This window comes from Rubripirellula tenax (assembly GCF_007860125.1).
GTDB lineage: Bacteria > Planctomycetota > Planctomycetia > Pirellulales > Pirellulaceae > Rubripirellula > Rubripirellula tenax.
The window spans coordinates 367,347-379,150 of the sequence record NZ_SJPW01000005.1 but is presented as its reverse complement, the minus strand read 5'-3'; the positions used below and the strand labels follow the sequence as shown (position 1 = coordinate 379,150).

The following is an 11,804-nucleotide window of genomic DNA, read 5'->3' as shown; positions in this document are numbered from 1 at the left end:
AGACCCACGTCATATTTGCCCCGGAATCAGCTATCCTTGAGCGATGGATATTTCAAATGAATTGGCTGATCGCTTGATGCGATTGGTCGTCTCGGTGGATTACCGACCGAGCAAACCCAAACAAATCGCGTCGATGCTTAGCCTCGATGGGGATGGGTACCGCGAACTCCGACGCGTGGTCAAGCAGTTAGTGCTAGAAGGTCGGTTGGTGTACGGATCGAACCACTTGGTGCTGAGCACCGGCAGCATCGGTGGTCCGCAAGACTCCGTTCGCGGAACATTCCGCCGTGCGATGGGTGGCGGCTTCGGATTCTTACGTCCCAACCACTCGGGCGATGCGAGCGCCGATCTGATGGAGGATCTGTTCGTGCCACCGGGATCGACCGGCGGCGCGCTCGAGGGCGACCTGGTCGAAGCCAAGGTCCGTCCCAGCCGCAAAGGCGGCAACGAAGCAGTTGTCACCGCAGTACTGGAGCGTGCTCGCCGACAATTCACCGGCACGTTTCAAGTGATCGGTGGAAAGCCGGTCGTGTTCCTGGACGGCACGCCCTACGAACAACCGGTATCGGTCGGCGATGTGCGTGGCTTGCCGCTGGAAAACGACGACAAGGTGTTTGTCGAAATCGTCGAGTACCCGCTGGACGATGGTTCGGGCGGCGAAGCGGTGATCTTGGAACGCTTGGGTAGCAGCAGCAATCCGGCGATCGACACACTAACGATCATGCGGCAATACGCGCTGCCCGACGAGTTCCCCGACGCGGTTCTGGACGACGCCCGGAAACAGGCCGATGCCTTCAAAGACGGTGTCGTGCCCGAGGGCCGCAAAGACTTGACGAAGTTGTTGACGATCACAATCGACCCGTTCGACGCTCGCGACTTTGACGATGCGATTTCGCTGGAACGCGAAGAAGGTCGTTGGCGATTGTGGGTACACATCGCCGACGTCAGCCACTTTGTTCCGATCGGCGGCGCGCTTGACGAGGAAGCCAAGCAACGCGCGACCAGCGTCTACTTGCCCGATCGCGTCATCCCGATGATTCCGGAGATCATCAGCAACCACTTGGCCAGTTTGCAACCGGACAAAATCCGCTTGGTCAAAACGGTCGAGATCGAGATGCTGGACGATTTGACGATCACGCATACCGAAGTTCACAACGCCGCCATCCACAGCGACATGCGGTTGAATTACGAACAAGTCGATCAGTTCTTGGCGTCGCCCGACACGTTCCGCGATAAGTGGGGCGAACCGGTTTGCGATTTGTTGTTGCGGATGCACAAGTTGGCCATGCAGATGCGGAAAGCTCGCTTCAAAGGCGGCGCGCTGTCGATGGACATGCCCGAGATCAAGTTGGAATTTGATCGATCGGGAAAAGTCAAAGGTGCGTTCCGTACCGAGAACACCGAAAGCCACCAGATCATCGAAGAGTTCATGTTGGCCGGCAACCAAGCCGTCGCGACGTGGCTGGACGACTTGGGGCTGGGGTACTTGCACCGCATTCACCCGTCGCCGGAACGACGCAAGCTGCGGCAACTCGCAATGTTTTGCAAAGACCTTGGTCTGAAGGTCGAGAACGTCGAGAGTCGTTTCGAGATTCAAGCGGTGTTGGACATGGTCGCGGGCACGCCGTTGGAAGACGCGGTCAACTTTGCCGTGCTAAAGAGCATGAACAAAGCGGTGTACGGTCCGCAAACCGACGGCCACTACGCGCTGGACATGGAACACTATTGTCACTTCACCAGCCCCATTCGCCGCTATCCGGATTTGACAGTCCATCGCTTGGTGCAAAAGTTGCTCGATGGTGTGAAGACACCCGATGATCCATTCCCATCGCTGGTGAAGTTAGGTTTTCACTGCAGCGACATGGAACGCAATGCGGCCCAGGCCGAACGTGACTTGATCGAGTTGAAGCTGCTGCACTTCTTGAAAAAGCACATCGGCGAAACGATGGAAGCGGTCATCAGCCGCGTGTTCGCCGACGGCATCCACGCCCGATGCATCAAGTTGCCTGTCGATGGATTTGTGCCGATCACGACATTGCCCGACGACAAGTATCGGTTCGAACGCCGCGGCAACATCCTGCAGGGGGCCAAAGAAGGCAACCGATATCGGCTGGGAGACCTGTTGACGGTCCGAGTCGCCAAAGTCGATTTGCAAGATCGGCAGTTGTATTTGGAAGTCATCAAGAACCAGACCGCCCGCGGCGAATCGCAATCGGCATCGAAGTCGAGTACATCGAAGTCGGGTTCTTCCAAGCCGAAGTACAAGGCAAAACGCCAAAAAGAACGGCGAGAGAAAAAGAAGAAGCATAAGAATCGATAAGACGACAAAGGTGTAGTCAATCGGTTGGCTGCACGCCTCGGAAATCCCGTCTGGCACGGAAAATGGCGATTGGCACAAACCATGCACCATCCAAGTAAACGGGCAACCCAATGTGGACCCGCGACTCCGTTCGCGGGAACGGAACTGCAAAACAGTTCAAGCACCAAATGAGCTTTGAAGATGACACGCTACCTGATCGCGATCTTGGCAATCTGTTTTGCGGCACCCGTTCTCGCCCGCGCCGGCGACACGACGCCGCTATGTCGGTTGGCGGCCCAGTATCACGCCGAGGTCAAGGCGTTTGAGGCGACGGTGTTGCACATTCGCGGCATCGATCGTTTTGACGAGCGATTGGTGGATCGTTGGGACGACGAGACCGCAAGACTGTTGTTGGCGGCCAGAAACCCACGTCATTTCAATCGGTTGAATTACCAATGGAAAAAAGTTGCCGCGTTGCAATCCGAAACGGAAGCGAAAATCTTTGGAAAGTACACGCCGCACCACGATCTGATCGGTCAGTTTGATCGCGTGTTGTACGCTCAACGACTGTTTGTCGAAGAGTTCATCCTGCATGTGGAAAACCCGACGCACGACGATTCGGTTCGCCGGCTGGATCGTCCTTCGTCACGGCGCGATAGTTATTTGACGCCGATGCTACAGCAGTGATCCGCTCGAGGCCTTGATCGATTAGCATGTCAGGGATGACGTTCTTTCGTAACGAGGCCCGCTTTGCGTAGATTGGCAACCGTTCTTCTGCTCGCCCTGATTGCCGTGAAAACGGCGGCGGTGCTAGCGCGCGGTCCGGTTACAATCGAAATGGATGCGGCCGGATACTGGTTGTTGTCGACCAGTGTCATGGGCGGCGAATGGTTGATGTTGGATCAACCGATTGCCTTTCGTACGCCCATGTACCCTTGGTTCTTGGCCAGCGTCCGATCGTTGTCGGGGGCCGACGCATTGATGTGGATTGCCGCGATTCAAGGATTGCTCTCTCTTGCGTCGGTTTGGATCGCGGCTCGCTTGGCGGCACGGATTACCCAGCTTCCAAGGGCGACCCCGATCGCGCTGCTGGCATCGTTGCCGATGATTGCTTCGCTGGTGTACAACGCCACGATGTTGTCCGAGACCCTGTTTATCTTTGTTTTGATGGTGAACTTGTCGGCGGTCCAGAACTATGTCGAGCGGCAATCCAAGTGGGCCGCTTTATGGGCCGGCGTGACGTTTGGAATCACGCTTCTGACTCGCCCGATCGTGTTGCTGTTGTGGACCGTCCACGTCGCATTCGTTGGGTTGATGCATCTTCGCCGTCGAAGGCTGAACCGGTTGGCGTCACGCCCATTTCCTTGGTCTCGCCGACTGCTGCACGGGATGATCGCCGCCATCATGGCGTTTACGATCATCAGTCCTTGGTTGGTCCGAAATCAGTTGCTGTTCGGCAAACCATTCTTGACGGAGTTCGTTGGTCGCAATCTGTGGATCGTTACGTTCCAAGACGGATCGGGAAGCGCCTTTCCGATTCCCGAAACGGACGCAGCGGTTTTGCTGACCGGGCGATTGGACCGCGTCGGTGTCGTTGACGATCGGGACCTGACGTGGACCGTTGCTGGCGGACTGGTGGCTTCCGGACTGAATGACCCGCAGACCGATCGGCTGATGAAGCAGGTTGCCGTCGACGCGATTGAGCAAGATCCGAAACGGTTTGCGGTCAAAGCTGTCCAGCGGATTGTCAACTTTTGGCGCACGCGATCGACCGAAATACCCACCCCAGGGATCGATGGTCAATTCTATGGCCAGCGAACGTGGCAGTACGATGTGCCGATGATCGGCGACGTTGTTGATGCGATGATTCGGCATCGGGCCGGCAACCTGTTATGGGTCAATACAACGATTCTGTTCTTCCTTGCGGCGGCAACCTGCATCGTGATTTTCCATCGACCGACGCGGATGCATGGGGTTTGGATCGTGTTGATCTTTGGCTACTTTGCCGTTGTGACAGGCGTTTTTGAAATCCCAGCTTACCGATATCGAATGGTGGTCGAACCGCTTGCGGTGTGCACGGTCGGCGCCGCGATCGCTATCCTGTGGTCTAAACGAACCATGCCCGCCAAGCCTTCTTCGAACTCATCCACGTGAACGATAACCTAGAACTCTCGGTTGTGATGCCATGTCTCAACGAAGCCGACACGCTTGGCATCTGCATCGAAAAGGCGCTGCGTGCGATGAGCGACGCGGGCATCAACGGCGAAGTGTTGATCGCTGATAACGGCAGCACCGATGCGTCCAAGTCGATCGCCCAGTCGTTGGGGGCTCGAACGATCGACGTCGCCGAGCGAGGTTACGGTGCCGCGCTGATGCATGGCATCGAAGCATCGCATGGCAAGTACGTCATCATGGGGGATGCCGACGACAGCTACGACTTCTTGGCGATTCCCGCTTTCGTCGAACGACTGCGTGAGGGATACGATCTGGTTCAAGGGTGCCGTCTGCCTCGCGGCGGCGGCCGAGTGATGCCGGGCGCGATGCCGTTTCTGCACCGCTGGTTCGGCAACCCGGCGCTTTCGTGGTTGGTCCGGCAAATGTTTCGAATCCCAATCAACGACGTTTACTGCGGGATGCGCGGGTTTACTCGCGATCTGTACGACCGATTGGATCTGCGTTCGCCGGGGATGGAGTTCGCAACGGAAATGATCATCAAGAGCGGTCTGCACGACGCGACGATGTCCCAGGTCCCGATCACGCTGCATCCCGACGGACGCAAGAACCACGGGCCGCACTTGCGAACGTTTCGCGATGGTTGGCGGACGCTGCGATTGTTTCTGGTGTTCAGTCCCAAGTGGACGTTCTTTCGACCGGGCTTGGTTCTGATCGGTGTCGCGGCAATCGGTTACGCGCTGGCGATTCCGCAAGTTCGCATCGGTGGTGCGGCTCTGGATGTTCACACGTTGTTGGTGGCCAGCCTTGCCGGACTTCTCGGTTGGCAATGCGTGCTGCTTGCGACGCTGGCCCGCATCTTTGCCGCGCGGGAAGGTATGATGCCGCCGCATGATCGTTTGGAAAAACTAACCGTCGAACGGGGGCTCATTTTCGGATTGATCGCCGCAGCCGTCGGCGCGGTTTTGATTGGAGCGGTGATCGTCCAGTGGTACCGAGCTGATTTCGGTCGATTGGATTACCCGCAAACCATGCGATTGGTCGTTCCGGGTGTCACGTTGGTGGCGATCGGATTTCAAACCGCGATGGCGGCGCTGATGGCGGGCGTGTTGAAGATGCATCGGCGGAACTTTTCGACGACGCAATCCAGCGAAGATGCCGCCGGGGGATCGCGATGAGCAACGGTGGGAAAACGCCGGCGATGATTCGGCACGTCGAAGCTGGACAGCTTTGTTGCGATCCGGTTTGGGAAGCCGCCTACGAACGGTTTGAAACACCCGAAGAAGAGATTGCGAAGTTCATCAAGCGATTGCGAAAGTTCGGCGTCGATCAACTCGACAAGCAGTCGTCCGTGATCGAACTGTTTTGCGGTCGCGGTGGCGGCTTGGTTGCTCTGCAGCGACTCGGATTCACCAACGTCGAGGGCGTCGATCTGTCGGACACGCTGCTTGAAAGTTACCGCGGCCCGGCCCAGCTTCATTTGGCGGATTGCCGTTCGTTGCCGATGTCCGACGCGACCTATGACATCGCGATCGTCCAGGGTGGGCTGCATCACTTGCCGAACTTGCCCGATGACTTGAATGAATCGCTATCGGAGACTCGCCGGATCTTGAAACCGGGCGGGCGGCTGTACGTGATCGAACCATGGATGACCCCATTCTTGCGAATCGCTCACGCGATTACCGATCAACCGATCGTTCGCAAGTTGTACGCCAAGGGAGACGCGCTGGCGACGATGACCGAGCACGAATCGGAAACGTATTTCCAGTGGCTAGGGATGCCAGACGTGCTGATGCAGTCTTTTTCTAGGTACTTCGATACCGTTCAATGTGACATGAGTTGGGGGAAGCTCGCGTACGTCGGGAAGCCACGTTGATGTTGAATCGTTAAAATCGAAATGGCATCGATCGTCACAGCGATTCGCACGTTCGATCGAACGCGGACGCGACACCCGGGTGGACCACTTTGCCGGCGTGGATGTTGATCGCGGCTCGCAGTGGACTTTTGGCCGACAGGATTCCATCCAATCCCAAGTCCGCCAACCGTATCACCCAGGGCGTCGTTGCGTTGCACAGCGCGAAGGTGCTGGTTCGGCCCACGGCGCCGGGCATGTTGGCGACACAGTAATGGACAACCTCGTCGATGACATAGGTCGGCTGGCTATGTGTGGTCGGTCGGCTGGTTTCGATACAGCCACCTTGGTCGACGGCGACATCGATGATGACGCTGCCCGCTTTCATTCGTTTCAAATCTTCGGCACGCACCAACTGCGGCGCCTTCGCGCCGGGAATCAAGACTGAACCGATCACCAAGTCGGCCCGTTCGATCTGTTCAAGAATGTTGTGTCGGTCACTGTACAGAGTGTTGACGTTGGCAGGCATCACGTCATCGAGATATCGCAGCCGATCAAGGTCGACATCAAGAATCGCAACATCGACCTGGAAACCCGCCGCAATCCGGGCCGCGTTGGCGCCAACGATTCCGCCGCCCAGGATCGTGATGTGCGCCGGTGCAACGCCTGGAACTCCGCCCAGTAGAATGCCTCGCCCCATCTGAGGCTTTTCAAGATACTTGGCGCCCTCTTGGATGCTCATCCGACCGGCCACTTCGCTCATCGGCGTCAGTAGCGGCAAGCGACCCTTTTCGTCTCGCAATGTTTCGTACGCGATGCAAGTCGAACCGCTCTCGATCATCGCATCGGTCAGCGAACGACTGGCGGCGAAGTGAAAGTAGGTGAACAGAATCTGTCCCGGACGAATGTGGGGGTACTCATCAGACTGGGGTTCTTTGACTTTGACAATCAATTCGGCTTGGGAGAAAACGTCGGCCCCCGACGCGGCCATCTCGGCGCCGGCTCGAAGGTAGTCGTGGTCGGCGATACCGCTGCCCAATCCCGCGCCGGTTTCAACGACGACGCTATGTCCTCTTTGCACCAGCGATTCCACACCGACGGGCAACATCGCAACGCGGTACTCATCCGTCTTCACTTCACGCGGGACACCAATGATCATGATCGAATCCAACTCGTAACGTTGTAGGGGAGTGTGCAAGAAAGGGAATGGTCATCATACGTCCGTCAACGACGAATCAACACAGAACGCCTCTGTGGTCTTCGAATCTCTTACGGTGCAAAGTTCTCCACCGCAGAGACTGGATGACCGCGGAGAACAATTCGGAGTCCTTGGGTCGGTTCATCGCTGGAAAGACAAAAGAGGAGGAATGAGCAGGGAGGGCATCCCGTTTTTGGAAACGGAATGTGGCTGGACCTTCGCCGGTATTGGCAGGCACTGGCGAGAATCAAAAGTGAAAACCTCTGCGGTCTTCCGATCTCTCGCGGTGCAAAGTTCTCCACCGCAGAGATTGGAAGACCGCAGAGATCAATCCGAATTTATTGGGTAGGTCCATCGCTGGATCAGCGAGAAACGAAACGTTCGCTTGTGAACACTTCCGTCACGATCGATCTTAGGCCGGACCCATCGGTTTGGGCGCGTTTGACGATGGCGTCAATCTCTTTGCGGTCGGACCATTCGGTTTGTCGTCCGCTGGTGTAGATCAAAAGTTTGTCGACCAAGTTGCGAAGGAACAATTCGCGTCGTGTGTTCAGTAACAGTGTTTTGAAGTCGGCGAAGTCCTTGTACGTTTCACCCGACGGCAACGTGCCGGATGAATCAATCTTTGGCGCGGGAGCTTTCTTGTTGGGTGCGGCGTACTTGCTTCGCCAGCGGCCGATCGGGTCGAAACGTTCCAGCGAATAACCAAGCGGATCAATCTTGCGATGGCAAACCGAACAGGTCGCGTCTTGGCTGTGTTTCGCTAGTTTCTCGCGAATCGTTTTCGATCCGCTGACATTTGCGTCGATCGATGGTACCTCATCGGGCGGCGGCGGTGGCGTGATGCCCAGCAGACTCTCCAGGACCCAAACGCCCCTTGTAACCGGAGACGTATCGACGCCGTTTGCACTGACGGTCAACACACCTGCCATGCCAAGAACACCGCCACGTTGGTCGTTGCCGGCCAGTGACACGCGTTGGAAATCGTCCGCCAAACGCAGTGTCTTGCGTTCGGGAAGGTCGTATAGCGTCGCTAGTTTCTTGTCGACGAACGTGTAGTCGGAATCCAGGAAGTCGGTCACCGGGCCATCCTGGTCCAGCATGTGTTTGAAAAAGAGATACGCTTCTTGCTTCATCGATTCGGGCAGATCTTCGGCATAGTACTGGCCCGCTGTTTGTCGCGGCGGCGGCAGGTTTCCGATGTCACGGAGGTTCAGCCAACTGTCAACAAAACCGTGAACCAACTGTTCCGATCGTGGATCATTCAACATCCGTTCGATTTGATTCTTTTGCTCGGCGGGCTTCGTCAGTTCGCCCGAACTTGCGACCGAGAACAGTGCGTCGTCGGGCGGTGCGGCCCAGATTCCGTAAGAAAGTCGCGACGCAAGGTCGTGCGGCCGCAATCGTTCTTCCGTCTCGGGCGTGATCTCTTGCAGGTACAAGAACGAAGGCGAGCAGAGAATCAACTTGATGGAATCGAGGGCCGCCTGTCGCGGTGTCGCGTCTTCGGAAAGTCGGTGCCGATAGATCGCTTCGATTCGCTGGCGGTCGCGTTCATCGAGCGGTCGACGAAAGGCGCGTTGGCCAAAGGAGTACAGTTGCTCGAGGGCGGTGTCGGGTTGAAACCCATGTGATCCGAAGACGGCTTTTTCCTCGCGGGTTCCGCCTTGCTCCTGGATCGGACCGTCGACTTTGATTTCGCCGATGCGGATGTGGGGGAGCTCGCCTTCCAACAGGATATGTGCCCGCCCAACACCCTTGGCAGCCTTCTTGTTTTTGAACTCGTCGTTGTAGCGTTTGTTGACTTCAATGACCGACGCGCGCGACTCGTAGGGACCGTTCGGAAAAATGAATCTCGGTGTCTGGCCCACTTCCAGCCAAACGCGAAACTTCAACCACTCGGGTTCTTCGTCGGGCACGACGGCCTGGGCAAGAATCGGTTCGATTGCTTGAGGATAATGAATGTGTCCCTTCGTGACGTCGCCGGGAACAACCGCAATTTGAAATGGCTCTGAAAAATCGATTCGAAAAATTTGGGGGTCATAATGCGTGTCACGGTGCATCGCTTGGGCGAAAATTTCGATGTCGTAAAGCCCCGATACGGGTACGCCTTCCAAGAAATCTTCGATGTGCCCGTATCCACCTTGGCGGGTGTCGGTGTTGGGTTGTTCGTAGAGGCAAAGGAACTTGTTCTTCAATGCGCTCCTGTGAGCGCCTTCCAGTTCTTCGTACTGTTTGAAATTGTCGGTAAAGTGCCATGACTTCGGTTCGGTTTCCGGTTGACCCAAACGGGATTCGACCAATCGATCAGCCGCTTGAAAGTACTGGTCCAGTAAGAAGCCCGACGTGATCAGCGACTCGCCGATATTGTCCATGTGATGGAGCGTGTTTTCTTTTGGAAAATCCGCGGTCAATCCCAACGTGTCGACGCGGCGATCGAAGAGGACCGCCAACGTGTTTTCGTACTCGCGATGCGACAAACGTCGCAGTACCGTGCGGCCACCAGATTTCTTTCGATGCTCACCGGCGTCGGCAATGCAGCCTCGAAGTGTCTCGATGATCGCCAACCGTTCCGCGTCGGTCGGTTGTTCGACGTCGAGCGGTGGCATTTGCTTCAGCGTCATTTGGTCGATGATCTCGTCAGCCGTGATCAGTTGCGTTTCCGTGGTCAGCGGCAGATGCAACGTTTCAAATTCGCGATCCCCTTCGGCCGATCCGCTGTCATGGCATTGAAGGCAGTAGGTGCCGAGAAACTCAGTGACGGTCTTCACATCGTCGTTCTGGGCTGCGTCAGTGGTTGATGCTTCGGTCTGCAGAGCCGAGGCGTGACCGCTAGCAAGCGTGAACGCAATGAAAAAGAAGACACGCGAACAGATATCCACCGGCCGCGCAACGCGAGAGACGTTCCCGTTCATGAAAACGTACTGGTGCTGGTGCCGAACGAGTCAGATGGGACTCCCATCCATTGTGCGATGTCGAGAAACAAATTGCATAGCGGTATCTTCGCAACGCCGGACGTCGGGACGGTTTTATACTGGCCACGACCATACCCGCCGCCCGCCAACACGACGGGAAGGTCGGTGTTGGTGTGAGCATTGGCGTTGCCCATTCCGCTGCCGAACAGAACGGCCGTCGAGTCCAGCAATGTTTGCTCGCCGACTTGAATCTCCGAAAGTCGCGTGAGGAATTTGTTGAACTGTTCCAGTTGATAGGTTTCCAGTGTCAGCAAATTGGCGATCGCTTCCTTGTCATTGCCGTGGTGGGAAAGGCCGTGATAGGATTTGTCGATGCCTAGATTCTGGGGCAGAAAGCTGCCACCGATCTCAAGCGTCGCGATGCGAGTGGAATCGGTTTGCAGTGCTAAGGCAATCAACTCATAAAGCATCGGCAAATCGTCCACGGTGTTCTTATCAGCGGGACGTTCGAAAGGCGGTTTGGGTTTGGGTTTGTCAGCCCAGCGTTGGCGGTTGGCCAGCCGCTTCTCTACATCGCGAATCGACGTGAAGTACTGGTCGAGTTTGTCCTTGTCTTCCCGATTGATCCGCTTGGCTAGGTCGCCGGCTTCCTCCTTGACGCGATCCAAGATCGAAGCGTGCAGTGCGTTGGCGCGGATGTGCTGGGCACGACGATCTTCCGATTCAGTCACAAACAATCGCTCGAACAACTCGGCCGGGCCTGTGATCGGCGGCACGCGAACGCCAGATTTTGTCCACGACAGTTGACACCCGCCGTGAATGCCGCCTTCCGAGCCTACCGTCAAAGATGGAAATCGCGTTTCGCCACCCACCTGATCCGCGATGAATTGATCAATCGTGACGTTTCCCTGAGCCCGATTTTTCGACTCGTGGTGCAGCACGCCGGATAGAAAAGTGTGAACGGCGAAATGTCCGCCACGCAGCCCGTGGTCCAGTCCACGATAGACCGTGATCTTGTCGCGGTTGGACGCGAGCGGTTTTAGCAGTGTGGTCTCGTCAATCGTCCCATCGGCGTCTTCGGGGAAGAAGTGATTCTGTTGGAACCCAAGCAAGTTGCCGACGGCAACAAAACGACGAGCTCCCGTTCCCGCGCCTCGGTGGGTTTGGACAACGCTGCCTGGATCGTCGGCTTTCAGTGAAGTGAGCCAGGGCAGGGCGAGGGATCCTGCGATCGAGCCGGTGAACGAACGAAGCACAAACCGGCGTCGGGAGGTGGGATTTTGCATAGAGTGAGTTTAGCTGAAGCGAACACCGGGTCAACGCAACGCGGAATACGACCAAAGGCCGTTTGCCACCCACTTGAGGCAC

At 56.7% G+C, this 11,804-nt stretch carries 8 protein-coding genes; 5 read left to right on the top strand and 3 right to left on the bottom strand.

Annotated features, from left to right (window positions below; translation table 11 throughout):
- Positions 1-43 precede the first annotated feature (43 nt).
- The 5 genes from Poly51_RS19800 to Poly51_RS19780 all read left to right on the top strand — a co-directional run bounded on the left by Poly51_RS19800 (position 44) and on the right by Poly51_RS19780 (position 6,347).
- The gene (locus tag Poly51_RS19800) at positions 44-2,320 is read left to right on the top strand and encodes a ribonuclease R family protein (protein WP_146459515.1); all 2,277 of its coding nucleotides are present in this window, start codon (positions 44-46) and stop codon (positions 2,318-2,320) included.
- A 180-nt stretch (positions 2,321-2,500) separates the two neighbouring features.
- Positions 2,501-2,986 (top strand): hypothetical protein, encoded by a 486-nt coding sequence (locus Poly51_RS19795; protein ID WP_146459514.1) that lies wholly within the window; start codon positions 2,501-2,503, stop codon positions 2,984-2,986.
- Between the two features lie 63 nt (positions 2,987-3,049).
- The gene (locus tag Poly51_RS19790) at positions 3,050-4,453 is read left to right on the top strand and encodes an ArnT family glycosyltransferase (RefSeq protein ID WP_146459513.1); all 1,404 of its coding nucleotides are present in this window, start codon (positions 3,050-3,052) and stop codon (positions 4,451-4,453) included.
- A 26-nt stretch (positions 4,454-4,479) separates the two neighbouring features.
- On the top strand, positions 4,480-5,649 hold the full coding sequence (locus Poly51_RS19785; protein ID WP_146459512.1) for a glycosyltransferase family 2 protein: 1,170 nt from the start codon (positions 4,480-4,482) through the stop codon (positions 5,647-5,649).
- Positions 5,650-5,672: 23 nt separating this feature from the next.
- Entirely contained in the window at positions 5,673-6,347 is a 675-nt protein-coding gene (locus Poly51_RS19780; protein WP_222435897.1) for a class I SAM-dependent methyltransferase, read from the top strand.
- Between the two features lie 34 nt (positions 6,348-6,381).
- Here Poly51_RS19780 and ald read toward each other — a convergent pair whose 3' ends face one another.
- From ald to Poly51_RS19765, 3 genes are all read right to left on the bottom strand, one after another.
- On the bottom strand, positions 6,382-7,482 hold the full coding sequence (gene ald / locus Poly51_RS19775) for an alanine dehydrogenase (RefSeq protein WP_146459510.1): 1,101 nt from the start codon (positions 7,480-7,482) through the stop codon (positions 6,382-6,384).
- Positions 7,483-7,883: 401 nt separating this feature from the next.
- Positions 7,884-10,436: a DUF1592 domain-containing protein gene (locus Poly51_RS19770; RefSeq protein WP_146459509.1), complete on the bottom strand. Its 2,553-nt coding sequence runs from the start codon at positions 10,434-10,436 to the stop codon at positions 7,884-7,886.
- Entirely contained in the window at positions 10,433-11,722 is a 1,290-nt protein-coding gene (locus tag Poly51_RS19765) for a DUF1552 domain-containing protein (RefSeq protein ID WP_146459508.1), read from the bottom strand. Before Poly51_RS19765 ends, Poly51_RS19770 begins: the two co-directional genes overlap by 4 nt.
- Positions 11,723-11,804 lie beyond the last annotated feature (82 nt).